The organism is Pseudomonas sp. 21LCFQ010 (genome assembly GCF_024129905.1).
In the GTDB taxonomy this organism is placed as follows: domain Bacteria; phylum Pseudomonadota; class Gammaproteobacteria; order Pseudomonadales; family Pseudomonadaceae; genus Aquipseudomonas.
This window is the reverse complement of sequence record NZ_JAMYDZ010000004.1, coordinates 39,894-66,378: the sequence shown is the minus strand read 5'-3', so window position 1 is coordinate 66,378 and position 26,485 is coordinate 39,894. Positions and strand designations below refer to the sequence as shown.

26 protein-coding genes and 1 pseudogene are annotated in these 26,485 nt (G+C 60.0%); 14 read left to right on the top strand and 13 right to left on the bottom strand.

The features are described 5' to 3' along the window. The first annotated feature begins 239 nt into the window (after positions 1–239). Genes gnd through NJC38_RS06770 form a run of 4 tightly spaced genes read left to right on the top strand, consistent with a single transcriptional unit; the run spans position 240 to position 5,444 of the window. Positions 240–1,235: a phosphogluconate dehydrogenase (NAD(+)-dependent, decarboxylating) gene (gene gnd, locus NJC38_RS06785; protein ID WP_290447167.1), complete on the top strand. Its 996-nt coding sequence runs from the start codon at positions 240–242 to the stop codon at positions 1,233–1,235. Continuing rightward, positions 1,236–2,762: a glucose-6-phosphate dehydrogenase gene (gene zwf / locus NJC38_RS06780; protein WP_045491057.1), complete on the top strand. Its 1,527-nt coding sequence runs from the start codon at positions 1,236–1,238 to the stop codon at positions 2,760–2,762. Continuing rightward, positions 2,755–3,576: an HAD family hydrolase gene (locus NJC38_RS06775; protein ID WP_253112417.1), complete on the top strand. Its 822-nt coding sequence runs from the start codon at positions 2,755–2,757 to the stop codon at positions 3,574–3,576. The genes zwf and NJC38_RS06775 overlap by 8 nt, the downstream gene beginning before the upstream one ends. Positions 3,577–3,626: 50 nt before the next feature. Continuing rightward, entirely contained in the window at positions 3,627–5,444 is a 1,818-nt protein-coding gene (locus NJC38_RS06770; RefSeq protein WP_253112402.1) for a glycoside hydrolase family 15 protein, read from the top strand. 43 nt (positions 5,445–5,487) lie between these two features. On the opposite strand, the gene alkB is transcribed toward NJC38_RS06770, so the two are convergent. From alkB to NJC38_RS06755, 3 genes are all read right to left on the bottom strand, one after another. After that, entirely contained in the window at positions 5,488–6,135 is a 648-nt protein-coding gene (alkB, locus tag NJC38_RS06765) for a DNA oxidative demethylase AlkB (protein WP_253112399.1), read from the bottom strand. Between the two features lie 109 nt (positions 6,136–6,244). Continuing rightward, entirely contained in the window at positions 6,245–6,424 is a 180-nt protein-coding gene (locus NJC38_RS06760; protein ID WP_045491068.1) for a hypothetical protein, read from the bottom strand. Positions 6,425–6,448: 24 nt separating this feature from the next. Next, positions 6,449–6,754, bottom strand: coding sequence for a DUF1883 domain-containing protein (locus tag NJC38_RS06755; RefSeq protein WP_045491071.1), 306 nt, complete (start codon positions 6,752–6,754; stop codon positions 6,449–6,451). Positions 6,755–6,922: 168 nt separating this feature from the next. On the opposite strand from NJC38_RS06755, the gene NJC38_RS06750 reads away from it, so the two are divergent. Continuing rightward, a complete protein-coding gene (locus tag NJC38_RS06750; RefSeq protein WP_045491073.1) occupies positions 6,923–7,276 on the top strand; it encodes a hypothetical protein in 354 nt (117 codons plus the stop codon). Between the two features lie 105 nt (positions 7,277–7,381). Here NJC38_RS06750 and NJC38_RS06745 read toward each other — a convergent pair whose 3' ends face one another. Continuing rightward, positions 7,382–7,663 carry a hypothetical protein gene (locus NJC38_RS06745; RefSeq protein ID WP_045491076.1) on the bottom strand — a complete coding sequence of 94 codons (282 nt, stop codon included), beginning with the start codon at positions 7,661–7,663 and terminating at the stop codon, positions 7,382–7,384. A 244-nt stretch (positions 7,664–7,907) separates the two neighbouring features. Here NJC38_RS06745 and NJC38_RS06740 point away from each other — a divergent pair, with 244 nt between their 5' ends. The 5 genes and pseudogenes from NJC38_RS06740 (at position 7,908) to NJC38_RS06720 (ending at position 13,410) form a co-directional block, all read left to right on the top strand. Continuing rightward, positions 7,908–9,269, top strand: coding sequence for a UDP-glucose/GDP-mannose dehydrogenase family protein (locus tag NJC38_RS06740; protein WP_253112397.1), 1,362 nt, complete (start codon positions 7,908–7,910; stop codon positions 9,267–9,269). Between the two features lie 44 nt (positions 9,270–9,313). Further along, on the top strand, positions 9,314–10,153 hold the full coding sequence (galU, locus tag NJC38_RS06735; protein WP_045491081.1) for a UTP--glucose-1-phosphate uridylyltransferase GalU: 840 nt from the start codon (positions 9,314–9,316) through the stop codon (positions 10,151–10,153). 112 nt (positions 10,154–10,265) lie between these two features. Beyond that, on the top strand, positions 10,266–11,624 hold the full coding sequence (gorA, locus tag NJC38_RS06730; RefSeq protein WP_253112395.1) for a glutathione-disulfide reductase: 1,359 nt from the start codon (positions 10,266–10,268) through the stop codon (positions 11,622–11,624). A 70-nt stretch (positions 11,625–11,694) separates the two neighbouring features. Further along, positions 11,695–12,990 (top strand): annotated as a pseudogene (locus NJC38_RS06725) (ATP-binding protein); the annotation flags it as partial. Further along, a complete protein-coding gene (locus NJC38_RS06720) occupies positions 12,976–13,410 on the top strand; it encodes a response regulator (RefSeq protein WP_257105737.1) in 435 nt (144 codons plus the stop codon). The pseudogene NJC38_RS06725 and the gene NJC38_RS06720, both read left to right, overlap by 15 nt. Positions 13,411–13,539: 129 nt before the next feature. Here NJC38_RS06720 and NJC38_RS06715 read toward each other — a convergent pair whose 3' ends face one another. Next, positions 13,540–14,523, bottom strand: a complete 984-nt coding sequence (locus NJC38_RS06715; RefSeq protein WP_253112393.1) for a DNA-binding protein — start codon at positions 14,521–14,523, stop codon at positions 13,540–13,542. 168 nt (positions 14,524–14,691) lie between these two features. On the opposite strand from NJC38_RS06715, the gene NJC38_RS06710 reads away from it, so the two are divergent. From NJC38_RS06710 to ahpF, 3 genes are all read left to right on the top strand, one after another. Beyond that, positions 14,692–15,651 (top strand): site-specific integrase, encoded by a 960-nt coding sequence (locus tag NJC38_RS06710; RefSeq protein ID WP_253112390.1) that lies wholly within the window; start codon positions 14,692–14,694, stop codon positions 15,649–15,651. A gap of 114 nt (positions 15,652–15,765) precedes the next feature. After that, a complete protein-coding gene (gene ahpC / locus NJC38_RS06705; protein WP_045491089.1) occupies positions 15,766–16,329 on the top strand; it encodes an alkyl hydroperoxide reductase subunit C in 564 nt (187 codons plus the stop codon). Between the two features lie 178 nt (positions 16,330–16,507). After that, entirely contained in the window at positions 16,508–18,070 is a 1,563-nt protein-coding gene (gene ahpF / locus NJC38_RS06700; RefSeq protein WP_253112387.1) for an alkyl hydroperoxide reductase subunit F, read from the top strand. A gap of 78 nt (positions 18,071–18,148) precedes the next feature. Here the strand turns inward: ahpF and gloA are convergent, their stop codons facing one another. Next, positions 18,149–18,670, bottom strand: a complete 522-nt coding sequence (gene gloA / locus NJC38_RS06695) for a lactoylglutathione lyase (RefSeq protein WP_253112385.1) — start codon at positions 18,668–18,670, stop codon at positions 18,149–18,151. A gap of 135 nt (positions 18,671–18,805) precedes the next feature. Here gloA and NJC38_RS06690 point away from each other — a divergent pair, with 135 nt between their 5' ends. After that, positions 18,806–19,354 carry a DUF4946 domain-containing protein gene (locus NJC38_RS06690; RefSeq protein WP_253112383.1) on the top strand — a complete coding sequence of 183 codons (549 nt, stop codon included), beginning with the start codon at positions 18,806–18,808 and terminating at the stop codon, positions 19,352–19,354. A gap of 589 nt (positions 19,355–19,943) precedes the next feature. On the opposite strand, the gene NJC38_RS06685 is transcribed toward NJC38_RS06690, so the two are convergent. The 7 genes from NJC38_RS06685 to tauA all read right to left on the bottom strand — a co-directional run bounded on the left by NJC38_RS06685 (position 19,944) and on the right by tauA (position 26,378). Beyond that, positions 19,944–20,309: a histone-like nucleoid-structuring protein, MvaT/MvaU family gene (locus NJC38_RS06685; protein WP_253112380.1), complete on the bottom strand. Its 366-nt coding sequence runs from the start codon at positions 20,307–20,309 to the stop codon at positions 19,944–19,946. Between the two features lie 335 nt (positions 20,310–20,644). Continuing rightward, the gene (locus NJC38_RS06680) at positions 20,645–21,727 is read right to left on the bottom strand and encodes a tetratricopeptide repeat protein (protein ID WP_253112377.1); all 1,083 of its coding nucleotides are present in this window, start codon (positions 21,725–21,727) and stop codon (positions 20,645–20,647) included. A 272-nt stretch (positions 21,728–21,999) separates the two neighbouring features. After that, positions 22,000–22,497 carry a hypothetical protein gene (locus NJC38_RS06675; RefSeq protein ID WP_253112374.1) on the bottom strand — a complete coding sequence of 166 codons (498 nt, stop codon included), beginning with the start codon at positions 22,495–22,497 and terminating at the stop codon, positions 22,000–22,002. Between the two features lie 340 nt (positions 22,498–22,837). Beyond that, positions 22,838–23,671 (bottom strand): taurine dioxygenase, encoded by an 834-nt coding sequence (gene tauD, locus NJC38_RS06670; RefSeq protein ID WP_253112371.1) that lies wholly within the window; start codon positions 23,669–23,671, stop codon positions 22,838–22,840. Positions 23,672–23,685: 14 nt separating this feature from the next. Further along, positions 23,686–24,504 (bottom strand): taurine ABC transporter permease TauC, encoded by an 819-nt coding sequence (gene tauC, locus NJC38_RS06665; protein WP_253113006.1) that lies wholly within the window; start codon positions 24,502–24,504, stop codon positions 23,686–23,688. Between the two features lie 26 nt (positions 24,505–24,530). Beyond that, a complete protein-coding gene (tauB, locus tag NJC38_RS06660; RefSeq protein ID WP_253112369.1) occupies positions 24,531–25,325 on the bottom strand; it encodes a taurine ABC transporter ATP-binding subunit in 795 nt (264 codons plus the stop codon). A gap of 72 nt (positions 25,326–25,397) precedes the next feature. Further along, a complete protein-coding gene (gene tauA / locus NJC38_RS06655; RefSeq protein ID WP_253112366.1) occupies positions 25,398–26,378 on the bottom strand; it encodes a taurine ABC transporter substrate-binding protein in 981 nt (326 codons plus the stop codon). Positions 26,379–26,485: the final 107 nt, after the last annotated feature.

Below are 26,485 nucleotides of genomic sequence, written 5' to 3'. Positions count from 1 at the left end.
GAACTCCCTGATCCGCCCTTGCCTGACACCTTTGTCGGCCGGGATTCTGATTTCTTTTGCGTGTGATTGGAACTTTTTTATTTTTGATTGTCGCGTGACTTTTACCGCTATTGGCACCAACCCCAATGACTACGCCGCTAAGCCCGGCTTTTTGATTGGCGGGAACCGATACATCAGCCTGTAACACTAAGTTGCATGCCTCGAAGCTTCGTATAACGTGAAGCATTCTTACTTTGAATTTGTATCAGGAGCAGCACCTCATGCAACTCGGGATCGTGGGTTTGGGCCGCATGGGCGGCAATATCGCCAGACGTTTGATGAAAAATGGCCACAGCACCGTGGTCTACGACCGTGACGAGGCCTCGCGCGCGACCCTGGCCGCCGAAGGCGCCAGCGCAGCGGCCGACCTGGCCGGCCTGGTGGCGGGCTTGCAGGCACCGCGTGCGGTCTGGGTCATGCTGCCAGCCGGTGACGCTACGGAGCAGACCATTGAAGCCCTGAGCCAGTTGCTCGAACCCGATGATGTGATCATTGATGGCGGCAACACGTTCTATAAAGACGACATTCGTCGCGCCGCCAGCCTGGCCCTCAAGGACCTGCACTACGTGGACGTCGGTACCTCCGGCGGCGTATGGGGGCTGGAGCGTGGTTACTGCATGATGATCGGCGGCGAGAAAGCCATCGTCGACCGGCTCGACCCGCTGTTCGCCACCCTGGCACCGGGTATTGGCGATATCCCGCGCACCCGCGACCGCAAGTCTGAGGACCATCGCGCTGAGCAAGGCTATATCCATGCCGGGCCGGCCGGTTCCGGGCACTTTGTGAAGATGATTCACAACGGTATCGAATACGGAATGATGCAGGCCTTTGCCGAAGGCTTCGATATCCTCAAGCAGAAGAACTCCGAGCAACTGCCTGAAGAGCAGCGCTTTGACCTTAACGTGGCTGACATCGCCGAAGTCTGGCGGCGCGGCAGCGTGGTTTCGTCCTGGCTGCTGGACCTGACGGCCGACGCACTGGCCAGTGACCCGAACCTGGATGCCTACTCAGGCTCGGTCGCTGACAGCGGTGAAGGGCGCTGGACCATTGAGGCCGCCATTGAACAGGCGGTACCGGCTCCGGTACTGACCAGCGCCTTGTTCGCGCGCTTCCGTTCGCGTCAGCAAGCCACTTACGGCGACAAGATGCTGTCTGCCATGCGCTTTGGTTTTGGTGGTCACAAGGAGGTCAAGTAAATGGGTTTGACGCAGCGTTCCGAGGCCGAGAAGACTCCGCAAGTCGCACCGCCAACCACGCTGTTTCTGTTTGGTGCCCATGGTGACCTGGTCAAGCGCCTGCTGATGCCGGCGCTGTATAACCTGACCCGTGACGGGCTGGTGGATGACAACCTGCACATCGTCGGCGTTGACCACAACGCCGCGACCGATCAGCAGTACACCGCCAAGCTCGAAGCCTTCATCCGTGAAGAAGGCGCGAAAAAAAATGCCGAGGGCGGCGAGGTCCTTGACCCGCAACTGTGGGGGCGGCTTGCCGGGCGCATCAGTTACATTCAGGGTGACTTCCTGGACGACGCCACCTACCGCGATATCGCCAGCAAGATCGAGAGTACCGGGACCGGCAACGCGGCGTTCTACCTGGCGACGGCGCCGCGCTTTTTCAGCGAGGTGGCGCAGCGCCTTGGCGCAGCCGGGCTGCTTGACGAGCGCGAAGGCGCGTTTCGCCGGGTGGTGATCGAAAAGCCCTTTGGCTCGGATCTGGCCAGCGCCGTGGCGCTGAACGAGTGCCTGCTCAAGGTCATGGGCGAAAAGCAGATCTACCGCATCGACCATTATCTGGGCAAGGAAACCGTCCAGAACATCCTGGTCAGTCGGTTTTCCAACGGCCTGTTCGAATCGTTCTGGAACAACCATTACATCGACCACGTGCAGATCACCGCCGCTGAAACGGTCGGGGTCGGCACCCGGGCCGGCTTCTACGAGAACACCGGTGCACTGCGCGACATGGTGCCCAATCACCTGTTCCAGCTGCTGGCGATGGTGGCCATGGAGCCGCCGGCCGCGTTCGGCGCCGATGCGGTGCGTGGTGAAAAGGCCAAAGTGGTCGGCGCTATCCGGCCCTGGAGCGAGATGGAGGCATTGGCCAACTCGGTGCGCGGTCAGTACACCGCCAACAAGAGTGCTGACCTGGTCGGTTACCGCGAAGAAGAGCGTATCGAGCCGGACAGCAACACCGAAACCTATGTTGCCCTCAAGGTGATGATCGACAACTGGCGCTGGGTGGGCGTGCCGTTTTACCTGCGTACCGGCAAGCGTTTGAGCACCCGCAGCACCGAGATCGCGATCTGCTTCAAGCCGGCGCCTTACGCGCAGTTCCGCGACACCGACGTCGACCGCCTGCGGCCCAATTTCCTGCGGATTCAGATCCAGCCCAACGAGGGCATGTGGTTTGACCTGTTCGCCAAGCGTCCCGGGCCAACCCTGGACATGGAAGACATCGCGTTGGGCTTTGCCTACAAGGATTTCTTCGAAATGCACCCGTCCACTGGCTACGAGACGCTGATCTACGACTGCCTGACCGGTGACCAGACCCTGTTCCAGCGTGCTGACAACATTGAAAACGGCTGGCGTGCGGTGCAGCCGTTCCTTGATGCCTGGAACAAGCACCCTGAAGTGCAACCTTACATTGCCGGAGGCAGCGGGCCTGAAGCGGCGGATGAGCTGCTGCGCAACGATGGTCGTGAATGGCGGCAGATCGATGGCTGAAGACCTTCAGCCAGCGATCCGCCTGCTGCTCAGTGACCTGGATGGCACCTTGTTGCAGCCTGACCACCGCCCGAGTGCCGCGACCATCGCGGCGATCGGACGTCTGCGCCAGGCTGAGATTGCTTTCAGTGTGGCCAGCAGCCGTCCGCCACGGGCCATGCGCGAGATCGTCGAGATGCTCGGCATCGACGTGCCTTATGCCGGCTTCAATGGCGGCACCCTGATCGGTACGGACGGTCGCGTGCTTGCCGCGCATCATATCGACCCTGATGCGGTACGCACTTGCTTGCAGGTATTTGCCGGGGCCTGCGTGGATGTCTGGGTGTTTGCTGACGACCAATGGCTGCTGCGCGACCTCAACGGCAGCTATGTCGGGCACGAGCGCAGCGCATTGGGCTATGACCCGGTGCCGGTCGACAGCTTCGAGCCCTTCCTGCCCCGCATCGACAAAATGGTCGCTTCAAGCGCTGATTTCGAGCTGCTCAAGGCCCTTGAACACCAGCTTGGCGAATTACTGCAAGGCCAGGCGTTGGCCGCGCGGTCACAGGACTACTACCTCGATATCACGGCCATACAGGCCAACAAGGGTCAGGCCTTGCAGAGCCTGGCTGCGCACATTGGGCTGAACATCGAGCAAACCGCAGCGATTGGCGATGGTCATAACGATGTGGCCATGTTTCGTGTGGCCGGTTTGTCGATTGCGATGGGCCAGGCGCAAGAGGATGTCCGTATTCAGGCTGACCGGGTCACCGGCAGTAATACAGAAGAGGGCGTGGTGCAGGCGATTGATCGCTATCTGCTGCCAGGCCGCTGACAGGAGTGCTCCGGCTGTGGAGCCTCCGGTCAGCAAGACGGGGGAAAACCATGGCTGCGCTGATCGAAGACTACGCCTTGTTGGGCAACTGCAAGACGGCGGCATTGGTGTCGCGGGATGGTTCACTGGACTGGTTGTGTTTTCCGCGTTTCGACGCCGGTGCCTGCTTCGCCGCGTTGCTGGGGGACAGCGACAACGGTTGCTGGAAAATTGCGCCGGTTGAAGCAGTGTCAGGCGTCGAGCGGCGTTACCAGGACGGTACGTTGATTCTGGAGACCGAGTTCCGCACCGCCAGCGGCCGCGCCAAACTGGTCGACTTCATGCCTATGGACACCACCGGCCATGTGGTGCGCAGTGTGGTGGGGCTCGAAGGAACGCTGGAGTTTGTCATGGACCTGGCGATCCGCTTCGACTATGGCAGTACCGTGCCGTGGGTTGAAAAGCGTGAGCCGCATACGCTGACCGCGGTTGCCGGCCCGGAGATGCTGGTGCTGCGCAGCCCGGTCGATCTGCACCCCAGGGATCATCACACCGGCAGCCGGTTTACCGTCACTGAGGGTGAGGTCCTGACCTTTTGCCTGGGCTGGCAACCCTCCAACGAAAGCCTGTACCCGGCGCTCGATACCCAGCAGGCTCTGGAGGTCACCACACGCTTCTGGCGTGATTTTTCCGGGCACTGCCCTGACGTTGGTCCATGGAGTGAGCAGGTCAAGCGCTCGCTGATCACTCTTAAAGCCATGACTTACGCACCTACCGGCGGCATCGTTGCGGCGGTGACCACCTCGCTGCCCGAAGAGCTGGGCGGTGAACGCAACTGGGACTACCGCTACTGCTGGTTGCGCGATGCGACCATGACCCTGCTGGCCTTTATCAACCTCGGCTACCTTGAAGAAGCCACCGCCTGGCGCGACTGGCTATTGCGCTCGATTGCCGGTAACCCGGAGCAGATCCAGATCATGTACGGCCTGGGCGGTGAGCGGCGTCTTCAGGAGTATGAGTTGCCCTGGCTGGCAGGTTATGAAGGTTCGCGGCCGGTGCGGGTCGGAAATGGTGCGGCCACTCAAATGCAGCTCGACGTCTACGGCGAGGTGGCCGACGCCATGACCCAGGCGGCGGCCAGCGGCATGGCGCAACACCCGCGTGGTGTCGGTATTTCCAGGCTGGTGATGCCGTACCTGGAAAAGATCTGGCGCCAGCCTGATGCCGGCATTTGGGAAATCCGTTGCGAGCCACGCCACTTCACCCATTCCAAAGTCATGGCCTGGGTGGCGTTCGACCGTAACGCCCGGCAATTGGCCGACACCGCAACCAGCGAACGCGACCGCCGGCTGGCGACCCGCTGCCGGGAAGTCGCTGATCAAATCCATGCCGATGTCTGCAGCAAAGGCTTTGATAAACAACTCAACAGCTTTGTGCAGTCATACGGTGCCAAGGAGGTTGACGCCAGCTTGTTGCAGATCGCCCTGACCGGCTTTTTGCCTGCTGACGACCCGCGCGTTATAGGCACCGTGCGCGAGATCGAAAACAAGCTGCTGCAAGACGGCTTGCTGTTGCGCTACGACAGTGAACGGGCGGCCGATGGAGTCAAGGGCGGCGAGGGCACCTTCTTGGTCTGCTCGTTCTGGCTGGCCGATGTGTATGTGTTGCAAGGCCGGGTTGATGAGGCCAGGGTATTGTTCGAGCGACTGTGTGGGTTGTGCAATGACGTCGGCCTGCTGGCTGAGCAATACGACGTCAAAGACCGGCGCATGCTGGGTAATTTCCCGCAGGCGTTCAGCCATATCGGCATCATCAACACCGCCTTGAATTTGCACCGTGCTGCCAGCCGTTGCCCGATCAAGGCGCGCAGCTGTGCGCAGGCGGTGTAGCTGTAAAGCTGGCTCCCACCGGTCCAACTGAACAGTCTTGGTGTCAGCCCGCCTTGCGAAACGTCAGGTTTATCCGCTGCGCGCCCAGCAGCGGATGTTCGCCTTCGGCAACCGGCAGGATGCCATGAAAGCGCAGGCGGTCTGCACCGCCCCAGACCAGCACGTCGCCATGAAAGAGCGGCACGCGCAGGGGCTTGTCACTGCGCTTCAGGCCGCCGAACTGGAACACGGCGGGTAACCCCAGCGAGACCGAAACCACCGGCCAGCGGTGGTCGCGTTCATCTTTGTCCTGGTGCAGCGACATTTTCGCGCCGGGCACATAGCGATTGATCAGGCAGGCATCCGGCTCGAAGCCGGCAAAGCCTGCCTGTGCGGCGGCTTCACGAGCCAGAATGCGCCAGGCGTCGGGCATCGTCGGCCAGGCTTGACCGGTCAACGGGTCGACAGCGGTGTAGCGATAGCCATGCTGATCGGTGATCCAGCCCAGCGCGCCGCAGCAGGTCATCGCCGCTGACATCCGGTAGCCGCCAGGGGTGGACATGTGCCGGAGGGGGGCGGCAGCCTGAAGTTGCTTCAGCAGTGCCAGGCAGCTCTGCGCTTCAGGCAAAGCGAAGCCGCGCAACACCACGGCGGACGGGCCGATGGTTTCGCGGCCCTTGGGTGTGTCGTCGGCAAACAGATCGAAATTCATCGCAGGATCCTGGCGCCAGCGCCGTGCGGCATGGCCGCTGATCTTTGCAGGTTCGCGGCCGATCTGGCATCCGCCAGACTGATCTGGTGCACGCTGGCTTTGATGCCGGTCAGAGCGCCTTGCTGACCTTGACGTCGCTGATTACGTCGCCGCTCTGGTCGTGCATTTTTTCCAGTGCCGCACGGGCTTCGTCCACGCAGGCAGACTGTAGATAGGCGAATTCAAAGCGGCGCTCACCATTGAGTTTGTAGCTGATGGCGAACTTGATGGTCGGGGCAGGGCTGGTCACGGTGACTCCTGGGCGGATCTGGGTTCAGCGCAGCTGTGAAGGCGAGCGGCGCACAATCTTGATCGAGTGGCTAAAGGTCGGCTTGTGGCCCGGGTCTTTGTCGGGTTTGCGCCCGACGGTGTCGATGGTGATGTTCCAGAAGCCGCTGCTCGGTACGGTAATCTTGGCCGGGAACCGGTCGAAGGCGCCGCCATGATAGGTGTGCCGACCGCCGTTCTTGAAGCTGCGAAAGTTCGCATCGTTCATCAGGCGGATGTTGCAGGTACGCGAACATTCAATGACGACCAGATCGTCTTCATTGAGGTGTTCACGCTGGTGTACGAACTTCATGGGTGTCTCCGGAACAGGCGGCATCGCAAAAGCGAGACGATAACACGACCCGGCAAAGGTTTTGAGCAGTGGCGCACAGTTATTTGCCTATGATGGCAAAAAGTTTTCGCGCTCGGGATCTTATTCGCTCCGTGCTGGTCATAGCGGCTTTATTTTGGAGAAAAAAGCATGAAACTGGCCGTGGTAATCCTGGCCCTGGCGACATTGGCCGGGTGCGCAACAGTCGAGGATATCGAGCATTCACCCGCGACCCTGAGCGTTATTTCCGGCAAAAAGCCTGACCAATACGCCGATTGCTTTATCGACAAGCTGGGTGACAGCCGTCAGCCGCCGATGAAAGAAGCCCGTAACGACGGTGTGCGCCTGATCGTTGCACAAAAGCTCAGCGATGCGCCGGCGGCGATTGTCGACATTGACGAACGTTCCAGCGGCAGCTCGATCAAGGTTCATGAACACCTCAACAACCTGCCGATCCGTGGCGGTGCCGTGCAAAAGGCCGCTGAGGCGTGCATCTCCGGTTAAGGCAATACTTGTATCTCTGTGGGAGCGAGCTCTGCTCGCGAAGAGGCCAATAAAAACGCTACATCTGCTGCGGATGTACCGCCCTCTTCGCGACCAAGGTCGCTCCTACTTGCAGACCACCAGCACGCTGCGGTGCTTGAAGTTACCCACGTCCATGCCCAAGGTCTTTTCTTCAGCGTCAAGCTGTGGAGTGCCGTCGGTGCCGACGATTTCGTAACCGGTGCCAGCGCAAGAGTCCTCGGCTTTTTCGTAGCACTTGGCCCACGACATCGCTTCGCCGGAACAGTCGATGCTCAGCCCCTGTTGGCCGTTTTTCATGTAGGTCGGGGAGGCAGTGGCGCACGCGGTAAGGCCCAGTACAGCGATAAGGGGCAGCAGTCTGATCATGATGGTCGCTTCGGCTATTGGCTCTGGTGGGGTGGTTTCAGTTGCGGCGCCTTGCCTCGAATGCGCAGTGCTTGAGGTCTGGGGCGCGCTAAAAACCGGATAATGCACTTGGACTGAGGTGCGGTGCCATCGTTCCGCCATAAATTACCGGGTTGTCGGCGGTCACAGGGCTGTCTTGTGCCCGTCACGATGCTGCAACCGGCTGACGGTGCAATTGTCGCAAATCTTGTCAGGAGACACGACTATGCGACTCTGCATCATCGGTGCCGGCTATGTCGGGCTGGTCAGCGCGGCCTGTTTTGCCGAAATGGGCAACCATGTGATCTGCGTCGAGCATCAGCCGGCTCGTTTGGCGGCCTTGCAACGCGGAGAATGCCCGATTCACGAGCCAGGCCTGCAAGTGATGCTCAAAGAGCACGCTGGCAGTGGTCAGTTGAGCTTTACTGGCAGCCTCGTCGAGGGTGTACGCCAGGCAGACATCGTGTTCATTGCCGTCGGTACGCCCAGCCAGGAAGATGGTTCGGCCGATCTGCGCCATGTGCTGGCGGTGGCCGATCAGTTGGGGCAGTGCCTTGCTCGTCCATGCCTGGTGGTCAACAAGTCCACGGTGCCGGTGGGCACCTGTGAAAAAATTGCCCAGCGTATCAATCAGCGCTTGGTCCGGCGCGGCCTGAAGCTGCGCATCCCGGTGGCGAGCAACCCGGAGTTTCTCAAGGAGGGGGCGGCCATCGACGACTTCATGAGGCCGGACAGAGTGATCGTTGGTGCAGCCGAGATGCAGTCGGCCGAGTTGTTGCAGCGGCTGTACAGCCCGTTCTTGCGCAACCGCGAGCGTGTCCTGGTGATGGGCTTGCGCGCCGCAGAGTTCAGCAAGTACGCGGCCAACGCCTTCCTGGCCACCAAGATTTCGTTCATCAACGAAATGGCCGGGCTGTGCGCCGCGCTGGACGTGGATATCGAGCAGGTTCGACGCGCGATTGGCAGCGATCAGCGGATCGGTACGCATTTTATTTATGCCGGTTGCGGCTACGGTGGCTCCTGTTTCCCCAAGGATGTGCGGGCGTTGATCAAGACCGCCGAGCAGCAAGGCTTCGAGGCGCAGATTCTCAAAGCCGTGCAGGCGCGCAATGCGACCCAGAAAACCCTGTTGTTCAGCGCCTTGCGTCAGCATTTCGGTGGCTATCTGCAAGGCCGGGTGGTCGGCGTCTGGGGGCTGGCATTCAAACCGGGCACCGACGATATTCGCGAGGCCCCCAGCCTGGTGTTGATCGACGCGCTGTTGGCCGCCGGTGTCCAGGTCCAGGCCACTGATCCTGCCGCGATGGCTGCGGTGGCCGAGCGTTATGTCGATGCAATCGGCCGCGGTCAGCTACGCTTGTGCGAGTCGCTTTACGGCTGTGCGCAGGGTGCTGACGCAGTGGTGCTGGTCACCGAATGGAAGCAGTTTCGCCAGCCCGATTTCCTGCGAATTCGCGCATCGATGCGCATGCCGGTATTGTTCGATGGTCGCAATATCTACGACAGCGCGGAACTATCTGCCCAAGGATTCCTCTACCATGGCATCGGAAGGCCAGTGGTGGGGCATTGTAAGGTGACCGCCGCCTGATTAGACTGCGCCGACAATGCCCCAGCCCTTAACTAAGGACTTATATGATCAAGAAATGCTTGTTCCCTGCAGCCGGTTACGGCACTCGCTTTTTGCCAGCGACCAAAGCCATGCCCAAAGAGATGCTGCCAGTGGTCAACAAGCCACTGATTCAATACGGTGTGGAAGAAGCACTTGAAGCGGGCTTGAACCAGATCTCCATCGTCACCGGTCGCGGCAAGCGCGCGCTGGAAGATCACTTCGACATCAGCTACGAGCTGGAGCACCAGATCAAAGGCACCGACAAGGAAAAATACCTGGTCGGCATCCGCCGCCTGATCGACGAGTGCAGCTTCTCGTACACCCGTCAGACTGAAATGAAAGGCCTGGGCCACGCAATCCTCAGCGGTCGCCCGTTGATCGGCAACGAGCCGTTCGCCGTGGTGCTGGCCGACGACCTGTGCGTCAACCTCGAAGGCGACGGCGTGCTGCAACAGATGGTCAAGCTGTTCAAACTGTATCGCTGCTCGATCGTTGCCATTCAGGAAGTCGATCCGCAGGAAACCAACAAGTACGGTGTGATTGCCGGTGAGGAAATCAAGCCGGGTCTGTTCCGTGTCAACGACATGGTCGAGAAGCCGAAGCCTGAAGACGCACCGTCGAACCTGGCCATCATCGGTCGTTACATCCTGACGCCGGACATTTTCGAGCTGATCGAACAGACCGAGCCAGGCAAAGGCGGCGAGATCCAGATCACTGACGCATTGATGAAGCAGGCTGCCCAAGGCAACGTGCTGGCTTACAAGTTCAAAGGCCAGCGTTTCGACTGCGGCGGCGCCGAGGGTTACATCGACGCGACCAACTTCTGCTTCGAAAACTTCTACAAGACCGGCAAAGCGTTCTGACTTCACCTGCCTGTCCACCCAAAGCCATCCCGGTGTTCGCACCGGGGTGGCTTTTTCATTTCTGCGGGGTTCGCATAGCCGTTATGCTGAGCACCTATTCATGGAGGCAGTAATGGCTTACGACTTCGATCTTTTTGTCATCGGCGCCGGTTCCGGTGGTGTACGGGCAGCGCGCTTTGCTGCGGGTTTCGGGGCGCGGGTTGCGGTTGTGGAAAGCCGTTATCTGGGCGGTACGTGTGTCAACGTGGGCTGTGTGCCGAAAAAACTGCTGGTGTACGGTGCGCACTTTGCCGATGACTTCGACAATGCCAAAGGCTTTGGCTGGAATGTAGGGCAGCCCGAGTTCAACTGGGCCACCCTGATCGGCAACAAAGACAAGGAGATCCAGCGTCTTAACGGTATTTACCGCAAACTGCTGGTCGACAGTGGCGTGACCCTGCTCGAAGGGCATGGGCGGATCACCGGCCCGCATACTGTGCAGGTCGATGGCACGTCATACACCGCCGAACGCATCCTGATCGCCACCGGTGGCTGGCCACAAGTGCCCGATGTACCGGGGCGTGAGCATGCGATCACCTCTAACGAGGCTTTCCATCTGGCCGAGTTGCCCAAACGCATCATCGTGGTGGGCGGCGGCTACATTGCGGTCGAGTTCGCCTCGATCTTCAACGGCCTGGGTGCGCAGACCACCCTGGCGTACCGTGGCGAGCTGTTCCTGCGCGGTTTTGACGGCGGGGTGCGCAAGCACTTGCATGAAGAATTGCTCAAGCATGGCATGGATGTGCGTTTCAATTGCGATATCTCAAGGATCGACAAGCAGCCAGACGGTAGTCTGAAGGTCAGTCTCAAGGATGGCGGCACGCTGGACACCGATTGCGTGTTCTATGCCACTGGCCGGCGACCGATGCTCGACAATTTGGGGCTGGAGACTGTCGACGTCAAACTCGACAAGCAGGGCTATATCCAGGTCGATGAGCATTATCAGAGCAGCGAGCCGTCGATTCTTGCGTTGGGCGATGTCATTGGTGGTGTGCAGCTGACCCCTGTGGCGCTGGCAGAAGGCATGGCGGTGGCCCGTCGTCTGTTCAAGCCCGAGCAGTTTCGCCCGGTAGACTACAATCACATCCCGACAGCCGTTTTCAGTCTGCCGAACATTGGCACCGTGGGCCTTACCGAAGAGCAAGCCATTGAAGAGGGCTACTCGGTACAGGTGTTCGAAAGCCGTTTCAGGCCAATGAAACTGACCCTGACCGATGATCAGGAGCGGACTTTCATGAAGCTGGTCGTCGACAGCGCCAGTGACCGGGTGCTCGGTTGCCATATGGTCGGCCCGGATGCCGGTGAGATCGTGCAAAGCCTGGCGGTCGCGCTCAAGGCCGGTGCGACCAAGCAGGTGTTCGACGATACCCTGGGCGTGCATCCGACGGCGGCGGAGGAGTTCGTCACCATGCGCAGTCCGGTGGCGCGCTAACGGTTGTTACCATGCCCGGTTTTCAGGATGAGAACCGTGCAAAATCCGCATTCAAGGATGGAGTCCTGTGTTGAGCAAGCAGACCCCGACGCCGGTCATGCCACTGAGTTGCATGCCGCCCGACAATAACGCCCTGCGGCAGATCGATGCGCTGCGTGAAAGCGAGCGACAGTTTCGCACGCTGGCCGACAACATGAGTCAGCTGGCCTGGACGGCTGACCCCGAGGGCTGTATCCGCTGGTACAACGAGCGCTGGTATGACTATACCGGCGCGTCGCTGGAGTCGATGCAGGCGTTGGGTTGGCGAGCGGTGCATCATCAGGATCATTATCAGCGGGTCACTGCGCGACTCAAACATTGCTTCTCCACGGGCTCGGTCTGGGAAGACACCTTTCCGCTGCGCAGCAAGGACGGCACATTCAATTGGTTTTTGTGTCGGGCATTGCCGATTCGTGATGATCAGGGCCATATCACCCACTGGCTGGGTACTCACACCGACATCACCGCACAGGTCAATGCCGAAGAGGCGTTGCGCGAACTCAATGACAGTCTGGAGTTGCGGGTGGCCGAGCGTACCCGCGAGCTGGCCGAAGCCAATCAGCGCCTGCAGGTGGAGATCGCCGAGCGCGCCCAGGCCGAAGAAGCACTGCGCCACGCGCAGAAGATGGACGCCATTGGCCAATTGACCGGAGGCATTGCCCACGACTTCAACAACATGCTGACCGGTGTGCTCGGGGCGCTGGACCTTACGCGGCGGCGGATTGCCGCCGGGCGTGTGGCTGAGGTTGACAAGTACATTGATGCAGCCACGACCGCGGCCAATCGCGCTGCGGCCCTGACTCAGCGCTTATTGACGTTTGCCCGGCGTCAGTCGTTGAGCAACAGCATCATGCCCGTCAATCCGATGGTGCTGTCCATGGAGGAGCTGTTGCGTCGCACGATTGGCGAGAGCATTCAGTTGCAGATCGAGCTTGAAGAGCATGACAGGGTCATTTGTACGGATGAGCACCAGTTGGAAAATGCGTTACTCAATCTGGTGATCAATGCGCGGGACGCCATGCCGGAAGGGGGGCGTTTGCGGGTGCGCAGCCAGGTCACGGCCATCGACACCCTGCATCAGGACCTGGCGCCTGGCGAGTATGTGCAGCTGAGCGTCGAGGACAGTGGTTGCGGTATTCCTGCCCAGGTCATCGAAAAGGTCTTCGACCCATTTTTCACCACCAAACCGGTAGGTCAGGGTACGGGTTTGGGATTGTCGATGGTCTACGGCTTCATGAAACAGACCGGTGGCCATGTGCGGGTCGACAGTCGTGAGGGCGAGGGCACCTGCATCCGGCTGTATCTGCCTTGTGTGGCTCAGGTCAGCCAGCGGGTGGCCGATGTCAGTGATGCCCGGCAGGCGCCTCGCGCTGTTGCGGGGGAGTGCGTGCTGGTGGTTGAGGATGAAAGCGCGGTGCGGATGCTGGTGGTCGATGCGTTGCGCGATCTTGGTTACTCAACCCTGGAGTCCGGCGATGCTGCAGGCGCTATCAAACGTCTGCAGGGCTCGGCTCGTATCGACTTGCTGATTACCGACGTCGGCCTGCCGGGCCTCAATGGCCGTCAACTGGCCGGGATCGCCCGTCAGTTCCGGCCGGCGCTCAATGTGCTGTTCATGACGGGCTATGCCGGCAGTCCTCAGATTGACGAGGTGTCACAGGCGGTCGAAAAAGATGTGCTGACCAAGCCGTTCAATGTCGATGAACTGGCGGCGCGGGTGCGCTGGATGCTTGAAAGGGCCGCTTGAATACTGTTGTTGTGTAGGGCTGATACAGATCAGTCAGGTCGGTTAGGTGAGAGCTGGCTTGCTGACTCCCACCTGTCTAAATGAGCAGTATTGGCTTTAGTCGTGAAGGCTTCGCGGCTAAAGCCGCTCCTACGGGGTGGGCGAGTCGTGTTCGGCAATTTGCGCCTGCAGGGTTTCCAGGGCGGCTTCCTTTCTGCTCAGCAGTAATTCGAGCATGCGGTTTTGTTGCGTGGCTTCGTTCAGGCTTTGCTTGAGTGCAGCGCTTTGCTGCTGGGCGGTTTGCAGGCGTACTTCCAGTTGGGCGCTGCGGTTGATGGCTTTGTGTTGTTCGGCGCCGGCTTTTTCAGCCTGTTTGGTGGTTTTGTCCAGTTGCGTCTGGCAAGCATGCAGTTCTCGGGCGGTGCCGCGTTGCTCAGCCAGCAAGCGCTCGTTGTCGCGGTTGAGCAGGGTGATCGATTCCTGGTGCAAGGCCAGGGTTTGCCGCGACTGCCGCAGCTCCATTTGCAGCTGTTGGAGTTGCCCCTCGTAGCGCTGCTGGTCCTGGTCGCGCTGTTCTTTTACCGAGTTGCGGTAGTGCTCCAGGGCGTCGCGGGCGTGGCGGTGCTTTTCTTCCAGCGATTCGAGATGCCGGTCGCGATCTTCCAGGCGTGATTGCAGGTCCTGGTTGGCCTGATTCAGCCGAGTGTTCTCGGTTTTGGCCTGCTGCAGAGCGTCTCTGGTTTGCTCCAGCGCTTGGGTTTCTTTGCTCAACACTTCTTTTTGCAAATCAAAACGGGTTTGCCATTGCTCCAGTTGCTGCTGCACGCCTGCGAGTTCTGCGCGCATAGCCTGGCACTGCTGACTTGCGTGTTGCTCGGCTTCATCAATGCGCTCCTGAGCCTGGCCTTGCAGTCGCTCAGCCAACACCGCGACCAGTTCGGCCAGCTCTTCATTAAGGCTTGGGGCAGGGCTGTCGTGCCCCTCCAGCTCTTTGAGATAGCGATGAATGGTGGTTTTAGAGCCGGTATTGCCCATTTCAACGCGTACTGCGTCGATGCTCGGGTTGTCGCCGCGCGCCAGCAGCGCCTGTCTGGCTTTGTGCACCAGGGCCTTATTGATTCCGCCGCGCGCCATGGTTGCTCCTACGATTTCGTACTGTGGTATGTATCCTGTAATTACATACTAAATAGTACGATCTTCATAGGGTAAATATCATCTTATTTAACACGGGATATTGGCGTATTATCCCGTGTCAGTCGTTGTCAGGCGGCTTTTTACGGTTCAGTACGGTATGAAACCCTCATGAGCGAGATTGATCGTTACATCGCTGCCGCCACGCGCGACAACACACGGCGCAGCTACCGGGCGGCCATCGAACATTTCGAAGTGACGTTTGGCGGTTTTCTGCCGGCCACCAGCGACAGCGTGGCGCGCTACCTGGCCAGTTACGCTGGCGTGCTGTCGATCAATACGCTGAAGCTGCGCCTTTCGGCATTAGCGCAGTGGCACACCAGCCAGGGCTTCGTCGATCCGACCAAGGCGCCGGTGGTGCGTCAGGTGCTCAAGGGCATTCGCGCTGTGCACCCGGCCCAGGAAAAGCAGGCCGAGCCTTTGCAGCTGGGAGACTTGCAACAGGTGGTCGACAGCCTCGACCAGCAGGCGCGTCAGGCCGCCCAGGTGCAGGATCATGGGCAGGTGATGCGTTGTCGGCGTGACGCGGCGTTGATCCTGCTGGGTTTCTGGCGCGGCTTTCGCAGTGACGAGCTGTGCCGCCTGCAGGTTGAGCATGTCAAGGCCGTGAGCGGAGTCGGGATTACCCTGTACCTGCCGCGCAGCAAAAGTGATCGGGATTTCACCGGGCGCAGTTTCCAGACGCCGGCGCTGCTGCGTTTGTGCCCAGTGCAGGCGTACCTTGACTGGATAGACTGCGCCGCACTGGAGCACGGGCCGGTGTTTCGCAGTATTGACCGCTGGGGCAATCTGGGCGAGGAGGGGTTGCACGCCAACAGCATCATCACCTTGCTACGCCAGGCGTTCGAGCGCGCCGCAATCAAGGCGGATGCCTACAGCAGTCATTCGCTGCGGCGCGGCTTCGCCACCTGGGCGCAGCACAATGGCTGGGATCTGAAGTCGCTGATGAGTTATGTCGGCTGGAAGGACATGAAGTCAGCCATGCGCTACATTGAAACCTCACCGTTCGGTAAGGCAGCAGTGCCTGTCACCGAATTGAAGATTTCTTCTATTAATAATGATCCGCCATAGTCAAAAGCAATCAGCAGCATCGACTTTACCAATGAGCCTGGTGCGCCGATTGTGGGTAAGCTTCTTTCCATCGAATCCAAACTCATTCGATTCACTCACCATGGAGATTCATCGATGCCTATCATCAACAGCCAAGTCAAACCGTTCAAAGCGACTGCCTACAAAGAAGGCAAATTCGTTGACGTCTCGGACGCCGACCTGAAAGGCAAGTGGTCTGTGGTGTTCTTCTACCCAGCCGACTTCACCTTCGTCTGCCCGACCGAACTGGAAGACCTGGCTGACAACTACGCAGAATTCCAGAAGCTGGGCGTAGAAATCTACAGCGTTTCGACCGACACCCATTTCGCCCACGCTGCCTGGCACAACACCTCGCCAGCCATCGGCAAGATCAAATACACCATGATCGGCGACCCAACCCTGACCATCTCGCGCAACTTCGACGTGCTGATCGAAGAAGCCGGTCTGGCTGACCGTGGCACTTTCGTAATCAACCCGGAAGGCCAGATCAAGATCGTTGAGCTCAACGACGGCGGCGTAGGCCGTGACGCTTCCGAGCTGCTGCGCAAGATCAAGGCCGCTCAGTACGTTGCTGCTCACCCAGGCGAAGTCTGCCCAGCCAAATGGCAGGAAGGCGAGGCCACTCTGGCTCCGTCCCTGGACCTGGTCGGCAAGATCTGATCCGCATGCCGCAAACGATCGGGGCGCCGCACGCGTAAGTCTGTAAGCCGCATCGCCCCATCAAACGCCCGGGCGGTCATCGCCTGGGCGTTTTTATTTCAAGGTTTTGTACGAAAGGTGGCCCAGGTTGCCGACTTTTCATACAAATCCTGTTACCTGAAAAAAGGAAAGCCAAACCATGTTGGACGCCAATCTTAAAGCCCAGTTGAAATCCTATCTGGAGCGGGCCACTCGCCCCATCGAGATCCAGGCCTCCCTCGACGACGGCGCCAAATCCCAGGAAATGCTCGCGCTGCTGCAAGATGTAGTCAGCGTCGGCAAAGACATTACCCTGGCCACTGACGGTAACGATGCGCGCAGGCCGTCGTTCACCCTCAATAGCCCAGGCCAGGACATCAGCCTGCGGTTTGCTGGTATCCCGATGGGGCACGAATTCACCTCGCTGGTTCTGGCGCTGCTGCAAGCAGGCGGCTACCCGCCCAAAGTCAGTGATGAGGTCATCGAACAAGTGCGCGCCCTGCAAGGCGAGTTCAGTTTCGAAACCTATTTTTCCCAGTCCTGCCAGAACTGCCCGGACGTGGTCCAGGCACTGAACCTGATGGCCGTGCTCAACCCGAACATCAAGCACGTCGCCATCGACGGCGCACTGTTCCAGGATGAAGTCACCGAGCGCAAAGTCATGTCGGTGCCGAGCATTTACCTCAACGGTGAGCTGTTTGGTCAGGGCCGTATGGGCCTGGAAGAGATTCTCGACAAAATCGACACCGGTGCCGGTGCGCGCCAGGCCGAGAAGCTCAACGCCAAACAAGCCTTCGACGTGCTGGTGATTGGTGGTGGCCCGGCTGGCTCCGCCGCAGCGGTCTACTCGGCACGTAAAGGCATTCGTACCGGCGTTGCCGCCGAGCGTTTCGGCGGTCAGGTGCTCGACACCATGGCGATCGAAAACTTTATCTCGGTCCAGCACACCGAAGGCCCGAAGCTGGCGGTTGCCCTCGAAGAGCACGTCAAGCAGTACGAAGTCGACATCATGAACCTGCAACGCGCTGACCAGTTGATTCCAGGCAAGGACGGCGCGCTGCACGAGGTGAAGTTTTCCAGTGGTGCGAGCCTCAAAGCCAAGACCCTGATCCTGGCGACCGGTGCGCGCTGGCGGGAAATGAACGTCCCCGGCGAGAAGGAGTATCGCAACAAGGGCGTGGCGTACTGCCCGCACTGTGACGGTCCACTGTTCAGGGGCAAGCGTGTGGCAGTGATCGGCGGCGGCAACTCCGGTGTGGAAGCGGCCATTGACCTGGCCGGTATCGTCTCCCACGTAACGCTGCTGGAGTTCGACAGCCAGCTGCGAGCTGACGCGGTGCTGCAACGCAAGCTCAATAGTTTGCCCAACGTCACCGTGCTGACCAGTGCACAGACCACTGAAGTGGCCGGCGACGGCGAGAAGGTCAACGGCCTGCGCTACAAGGACCGGGTCAGCGGCGAAGAGCGTGCGGTGGAACTGGAAGGGATCTTTGTACAGATCGGTCTGCTGCCTAACAGCGAGTGGCTCAAAGGCGTGATCGAGCTGTCGCCGCGCGGCGAGATCGTGGTCGATGCCCGCGGTGAAACCTCGGTGCCGGGTATTTTTGCGGCCGGTGACGTCACTGTCACGCCGTACAAGCAGATCATCATCGCCCTGGGCGAAGGTGCCAAAGCGTCGCTGAGTGCTTTCGATCACCTGATCCGCACCAGCGCGCCAGCCTGATTCGCAGCACCAACAAAAAGCCCCGGCTGCTCACGCAGTCGGGGCTTTTTTGCGGGCTTTGGCCGCGAATCTGCGCGCTTACAGCGGTGCTGGCTGGATGATCTCTACCCAGTAGCCATCCGGGTCCTTGACGAACGCCAGGTGGTTCATGCGGCCGTCTTGCAGGCGCTTCTGGAACGGTACATTCAGTTGCTCAAAACGGGCGCAGGCAGCGACCACGTCAGGCACCGACACACAGATATGGCCGAAGCCGCGCGGGTCAGTGTTGCCGTTGTGGTAAGAGAACCCGGCGTCGTTCTCGGTGCCGTGGTTGTGGGTCAGTTCCAGCACGCCAGGGATGGACTTCATCCACTGATGGCGAGCAGCGTCGTCTTGCGGAATCTGCGCCTTGTCGACCAGGGCCAGGAAATACAGGCTGAACTCGGCTTCAGGAAAATCACGCTTGTCGACCAGATGAAAGCCCAGGACGCGGGTGTAGAAATCCAGCGAGTCGGTGATGTCCTTGACGCGCAGCATGGTGTGGTTGAACACAAAACCCTGGGTGACGGCGTCAGGTTCGGCAGTCACGCCCGGGAAAGTGTTGAGTTCGTGCAGGCTCATGAAAGTCTCCGGCTTGAATGGGCAAAGACGGTCAATGATACGGGGCAGGGCGGTCGATGCAACCCGGCATTTGCCTATTGTTGCCAGAAAGCCGCAGACTCATGTTCTGGATCTTTATTCTCTACTGCGGTGCTCATGCCGATGATTCGCTATCCCTTGCTCCCTGTTGCCGCTTTGCTGCTAACCGCCGCTACCGCACAGGCCGACGACACCATGATCCTCTGGCCACCCGGCTGGGAGGTGCAGTCATTGCCGACGGTTGAAGGCGCATCAGGGCAGCCTTCGGTGCAACTGCGCCAGCGCGCCATCAAGAACGATGCCGCCGGTGAGCCAAGCATGGTGGTGGAGTTGACCCGCTCCCAACTGGTTGCCGGTCATGAAGTCAATGTGCAAGGTGTGCTGATGGAGATGCGCAAAGCCGTACAGGTCAATTTCGCGCGCAGCGGCCTGCAAAGCGCATGCACTCATGTACGAGAAGTCAGCCTGGGTGGTGTGCCGGGCATGGAGAGCACCTGCACGGTGACCCAGAACGGCGTGCATGTCATGACCCAGACCCTGGTGGCGGCGGCCAATGCCCGGCAGGCCTGGTCGCTTTCGTATGCGGGCTCGGCAGAGGGCTATGCAGCCAACAGGCAGCAGGTGCAGCAGATTCGTGACGGGCTGAAGCTCGACACGGCGCCCTGAGCTTTCTTGCGGGCAAAATAAAGCCCGCGTGTGCGGGCATGGGGTGCTAGTCCTTTAGCTGTGTGTAGCTTGAAACATCCTGCGTGAAAAAATTGTGAAGCCCAACGGCTTTTTTTCGTCGTGCTTTCGGGTCGTGCGGGCACTGCCGGTGAGCAAAATTCGGAAACAGCCTACAGGCTAAGACTAATTATCTGACTGTAATTTTTCAGAATAATAAGCTGGGACTTGCTCAAGTATGGGGTCATCAATCCCGATAGTGGCAATGTGATTTTATTGGCGTCAGTATTCTTACGCTGTCAGATCTGTGACGGGTTCGACATTCTTGCCGGATGTAGTTGTATATCGACGAACGGAGTTGCAGGCCAACCGGCACCTCTAAGAACTCCTTGCATTGCCATCGTCGGGTTGAAACAGACTGGAAGCCAGCCGGGTCAAAATGGTCAGTTACAAGCTGTAAATCCAAGCGCGATTGCGAACGTTTTTCGCCTTGTGCGGACGGCCTCGTTTAGCTGTTTACAGGTTGCTGACTATACTTTCGGGCGGCAATAAAAAAGCCCTGCAGAGCAGGGCTTTTGTGAACTGTCACGTCTCAGGCACGAACCCAGGATTCGACGGTGTCTGCACCGTACTGTTCTTTCCAGGCTTTCAGGCCACGGTGATTGCCACCTTTGGTCTCGATCAGTTCACCGGTGTGCGGGTTCTGGTAAACCTTGACGACACGGGCGCGGCGGCGCTTTGGACCCGCAGGCGCAGCAACCAGGGTGGTTGCGCTGTTAGGGTCGAGGATGGCGATGACATCACGCAGGCTCTTGCCATAGCTAGCCATCAGCTCCTTGAGCTTCTGCTCGAATTCGATCTCTTTCTGAAGGCCTGCGTCTTTCTTCAAGGCTTCCAGCTGAGCCAGTTGTTCTTGAAGGGCTTTTTCTGCGGCGCGAAACTCAGCAAGTCTGGACAAAAAACATACTCCGACAGTGTATTGGCTGTTACCAGCCGAACAAAGCGACAAGACAAAAAACTTTGACCGATTCGCTCATTCCGTTTTCTGCTCGATGATGCGATGGGGAATTAACCGTTTCAGCCATCACTACCTGATCAGCGAGCAGTTTTAAATCGGTAGCGGATTAATAATGCCCGTTTTTTTTCAATTAGAAAACCATCTTGTGCAATTGTTTAATGTGCGCTGCACTTGGTGAGGGTCGGCAGAGTGTTATTGGTGTATGGATTTTTAAAGTTGCGAGTAACGCGCTGACGTATCCGCCGACGCCGTCTTACAGTAGCTGAGGGCGAGTATCAGAGACCTTGTTGCAGGGCCGGATCGTCCGGATTCTGTTGTTCAAGTTGCGCCAGCAAGACCTGAACATTCTGTAGTTGACCACTTTCGCGGGCGTACTGAATCAACAGCACTCTGGCCCGTCGGTTGGCCGGTTGGTTCTGCAGAATCTGCTGCAGTTGCTTCTGTGCTGCCTCCAGTTGTTCCAGCGTGTGCAGCGTCACGGCCAGGTCATACCGATAATCATTGTTATCCGCCGCCAGTTCCGCCGCACGGGCCAGGCTAAGCAGGGCGAACTCGGCCTGCCCATGATCGCGCAACCAGATGCCCAGAGCATGCTGCAGCAGGGCGGAGTCGGGGTGTTTTTCGAGCAACTGTCGCATGAGTTGTCGGGCCTGGTCTGCCTGCTGGTTATCATCAAGCTGCTCTATGCGCGCCAGGGCTGCCAGCACGTTGTCCGGCGCCAGCTTCACGGCGTCTTCCAGCGCACTGAGCGCCAAGGCGTTATCGCCGGTCTGGCGATAGAGCCTGCCCAGTTGCATGCGGTTCTGGACAGTGGGAGGCTGTTGCGCCAAGTCGTGCTGAAACGCTTCGGCGCTGTGTTGCAGGGCGGCGAAATACAGCCCCAGTTCATCCGGTGACAAACGGGTCAGGGCCAAGGTCGCGCTGAGGCGCAATGCCGGTTCATCGGCATTGACCAAGGGGCCGAGCACCACGGCCAGGTGATGACCGGGCAGCAGCCGTACCGCACTTTCAACCGCCGCCAGGCTGACCGCCGGCGACTCATGGTCGAGTTGGGCCTTGAGCAGTTTCAGCGCTTGCGGGCTAGGGTAGTTGGGCAGTTCGGCCAGCAACGCAATGCGCCGCTCGTCGGCAAGGTCGTCACGGGCCAACTGTTGATACAGCAGGCGCGCGGCACCCGGCTTGCCGTCGCGGGCCAGCTCGAGTGTTTGCGTGTAGCTCTGGCTGGGGCGTACCGGCGCGGCGGGGCGACTGGTTTCGCTGCGCCAGGCCCATAAGGCCAGGACCAGGACGCCGACCAGCGAACCGATGATCAGGGCCTGGCGCCCGCGGCGGGAGGGCTGAGGTGAGTCGTTGGGCATTACGGTATCCAGTACTTGACGCCATGCAGCTTCGAAGAGACTGAGGCGTCTGTCAAATCCGCCATCATTATCGTCAGCGCTCGCGCAATGCTTCCCTGGCCCGGTTCAATGGTTTGAGGAGGTCTTGCAGGACGGTTTTCTCACAGGTAATGGGTCTGCACGCTGGCAACCATGCCAAGGACAATCGCCAGGTGCGGTGCCGACAGGTGAAACGATTCAACGCGGGGCCTCGAAATCGTGCCCTGCAGAGCGTCTGCAGGGCACCTCGGCGGTCAGGCCACTGGCAGCAGGGCGATGCCGAACTTGTCCAACAAGGCCATGAGTTGCGGATCGGCAGTGACCGACTGGTTGAATTGGCGGTGCAGCTTCGTGTCGAGTTCCGGGTTGTTGCGGGTGGCCTCATAACGGGTGCCAAGGTCGCTCAGGCCATTGTCGGCATACACCTGGCTGGCATGCTGACGCCAAAGCTCATCAAGCTGCGCCTGTTCTTGTGGGTCGGCGTTCATCAGAGCCTGATTCTGGACACTTATGGTGATTGCGCCGGTATTGTCAGCCTTGATAACTGAGGCGCTGGTAACCGTCATCCAGGCAGGCAAAGCGTAAGCCTGGACTGGCAACGGCTTCTCGGCAGGTGAACTGGCTACAGTGGCAGCTTGCACGGTCGCAGCCTGTGCGGCGTAGCTCGCCTGGGCCTGCTGGCCGTTGTTACCAGAACTGGTCCGGGTCGACGGGGCGTAAGCCGCAGCGATGCTCGAGGTATTGATATTCATCTGAAACTCCCTGTAGTCCTTGATCGGCAGTGGTATCGCCGAGGGGGAGGGAGCAGCTTTCATGCCAATCACGGCCAACCTCAATGGTATTGGCGTTCACGCGGATCAGAATGGATGAATGCCAGGCCAGTGTTTGCCGGTTGACGGCAACTAGTGGCCTGTAGAGGTAATGCCGATCAGTTAAGGCGGCTCAGGTCTGTTTCATTGCCTTGTTGCTGCCCTTTGGGAGCGAGCTTGCTCGCGAAAGGGACGGTGGAATCAGCATATTAGCGGTGGGTTTCACGCCGCCTTCGTCGGAGTGCCGCCCAGACCAAGGTCGCTCCCACAAGAACCTTGCCCTTCAGAATGGCGCATCACCCAGGATCGTGGCGCGATGCATGATGCGGCGTTGCGGGCGGTAGTCGTCGATGGCGAAATGCTGAGTGATCCGGTTATCCCAGAACGCCACGTCATCCTTCTGCCATTGCCAGCGCACGGTGTATTGCGGCTGGGTGGCGTGGCTGAACAGCAACCTGAGGATGGCGTCGCCTTCAAGCTCAGGCAGCTCGTTGATTCGCGTGGTGAACCCCTCATTGACGAACAGCCCCTTGCGGCCGGTGACCGGGTGGGTACGTACCACCGGGTGGCTGCTGGGCGGGTTGCGCCGTTTGGCCTCTTCGAAGCGCAACCGCTCTTGATCCGTCACGGCAAAGCGTGATTCGGGGAATGATTTGCTCAGGTCGTGGGTGGCGGTCAGGCCGTCGAGCAAGCGCTTGAGTGGCTCGGACAAGCCGTCGTACGCCGCGCTGCTGCTGGCCCATAGCGTGTCGCCACCATAAGGCGGCACCTGTTTGGCACTGAGCACGGCACCAAGCGCCGGCGTTTTGAGAAAGCTGACGTCCGAATGCCAGAGCGCATTGTCACGCAGGTCGTTGCGCTCGGTGTCGAGGATCAGCACTTCAGGTTGCTCAGGCACATTGGGGTAGATCGGGTGGATATGCAGATCGCCGAAATACGCGGCCAGCCGCGCCTGGGAAGCCGGCTGCAGCGGCTGGTTACGGAAAAACAGCACCTGATGGTCAAGCAATGCCTGATGCAGCTGCTGGTGGTGGTCGGCGCTCAATGGCAAGCTCAGGTCGACACCGGTCACGCGGGCGCCCAGGGCCGGGCTGATGGGGGTGATTTGCAGGCTCATGCAGGTTCTCTCGTTCAATGGCCGCGCCCATGCCAGGGCACCAGCTTGCGTTGCAGGGCGCGCAGGCCCAACTCCATGGCGAAGGCGATCAGGGCGATCACCAGAATGCCCAGCACGACCACTTCCGTGACCAGAAACTGCGCGGCCGACTGGACCATGAAGCCCAAACCGTTGGTGGCGGCAATCAGCTCGGCGGCCACCAGGGTCGACCAGCCAACCCCCAGGCCGATCCGGATGCCGATCAGGATGTCTGGCAAGGCGGCCGGGAGGATCACATGGCGGATCAACTGCCGGCGGGTGGCGCCCAATGACTGCGCGGCACGCACTTTGGTCTGGTCGACGTTGCGCACGCCGGTGGCCGTGGCAATGGCAATCGGCGCGAAGATCGCGAGATAGATCAACAGCACTTTGGAGAACTCGCCGATACCGAACCAGATCACGATCAGCGGCAGGTAAGCCAGTGGCGGAATAGGCCGGTAGAACTCGATCAACGGATCGAGAATGCCCTGCGCCACGCGGTTATGGCCGATGGCGATGCCCACCGGGATGGCAAACACCACCGCTGCCACCAGCGCCAGGCCGATACGCTGCAGGCTGGCGCCCAAATGCTGCCAAAGGGTCGACTCCATGTATCCCTCGGTGGCCAGCAACCAGGCTTTTTGCAGCACGGCAGCAGGAGAGGGTAAAAACAGCGGCTCGATCAACTGTGCGGCAGTGACCGCCCACCACAGCGCCAACAGTGCGCTGAAGGTCAACGCCGAAATGGTCCGGATGCCCAGTCTTGCGCGTGCGCGGGGTGGATTGTCTGCCGGCTGGGTGGAAGCTCGGGCCAGACTTTGCTGGCTGATCTGTGCGCCACTCATACGACCTCCTTGCGCGCGCTGGCGCTGCGTTGTGAAAACACCCGCTCAAGCACGTGCTCGCGGGTGGCAATGAAGGCAGGGTCGGACTTGATCGCCCGGGCCGGCTCGCCAGCGGCGTAGCGCTGGCCAAAGTCGAGTTTCAGGTGTTCATCAATCCGGCCAGGCGAAGGCGCCAGCAGAATAAGGTCGGTTGCCAGGAACACCGCTTCTTCAATGTCATGGGTGATCAGCAGCACCGGCTTGTGGGTGCGTTGCCAGATGGTCAGCAGCAATTCCTGAACCTGTTCGCGGGTGAACGCGTCGAGGGCACCAAATGGCTCGTCCATCAGTAACACCCGTGGATCAGCCGCCAGTGCGCGGGCCAGGCCAACGCGCTGGCGTTGACCGCCGGACAGCTCCCAGATCTGCCGCGTTTCGAAACCAGCCAGGTCCACCAGCGCCAGCATCTGCCGGGCGGTCTGCTCGCGCTGGCTGCGCTCCACACCGGCCAGTTGCAGGCCAAAGCCGACATTGGCCAGCACATCGAGCCAGGGCAGCAGGGCGTCATCCTGGAACACCACACCGCGCTCGGCGCCGGGGCCTTGCACGGGAACGCCATCGAGCGTGATCCGCCCGCTGCTGGGCGCTACGAAACCAGCGATCAGGTTCAGCAGGGACGTCTTGCCACTGCCCGACGGCCCAAGAGCTACCAGCAACTGCTGAGGACCGAGGGTGAGCGAGATGTCGGCCAGCACCGGCTCGGCGGCGCCAGGGTAATGAGCGCTGACGCGTTCAAGTTGCAGCAGGGCCATGGGGCCTCCCTTGTGATCGACTGGTTTGGCGGCTAAGGCTTCGCAGCTAAGGCTTCGCGGCTAAAGCCGCTCCTACTGGATGTATTTGTCGCTGACGTAGGGGCTGTAGTCGCTGAGTACGGTCTCGACCTTGCCTTGTTGCTTGAGGAACGCGGCGGTCTTGGCCACGGCGTCGACCGTGCCGCCACTGAGCAATGCGGCAGAGCGCTGGGTCTGGGCGTCGGCGTATTCAGAGCCGGCCAGCAGATCGGGCACGTCTTCGGCGTTGGAGCCGGTCAGTTTGGCGATTTTCTTCACCTGTTCTGAATCAGCGGTCCACTTGGCCTTGTTGGCGGCGTAGTCAGCGAACGAGTCGAGGGTGACTTTGGCGAATTTGGCCACCACTTCTGGATGTTTTTCGGCGTAATCCTTACGCGCCACCCAGACTTCGAAGGTGGGTGCGCCCCAACGGCCCACTTCTGCGGCATCGGTCAGTACCTTGCCGGTCTTGCGAATTTCACCAAGGGCCGGCGACCAGACAAAGGCACCGTCGATGTCGCCACGTTTCCAGGCGGCGGCGATTTGCAGCGGTTGCAGGTTGACCACTTTGACCTTGCCTTCCAGGCCCCATTGCTTGAGAGCGGCCAGCAGGCTGTAGTGCGAAGTAGACACGAACGGGGTGGCGATGGTCTTGCCGACCAGTTCCTGCGGGTTGTTGATGCCGCTGCCATTACGGACCACCAACGCCTCGGCGGAGTTGATCTGTGCCGAGACGATGAAGGCCACGATCGGCAGCTTGCGTGAAGCGGCGGCGGCCAGCGGGCTGGAGCCCAGGTTGCCGATCTGGACGTCGCCGGAGGCCAGCGCGGTCACCACTTCCGGGCCGCTGTTGAAGCGCCGCCAGTCAATCTTCTCGCCAATGGCTTTTTCATAGACGCCGTCAGCCTGCGGCACCTTGCTGGGGTCGACACCGGTCTGGTAACCGACCACCAGTGGAGCTGCCTGAACATTCAAGGCCAGCAGAGAAGCTGCCAGCGCGGTGAGCAAAGGACGAATGAACGCTTTATGAGCCATGACGAGTCTTCTTCAATTCATGAATTTGGCTGGCGCCGCTGCATGTAAAGATGAAATGCAGGGCAATCACGGAGGGCTGGGCACGCTGCCAGGATCCGGTGAAGGGA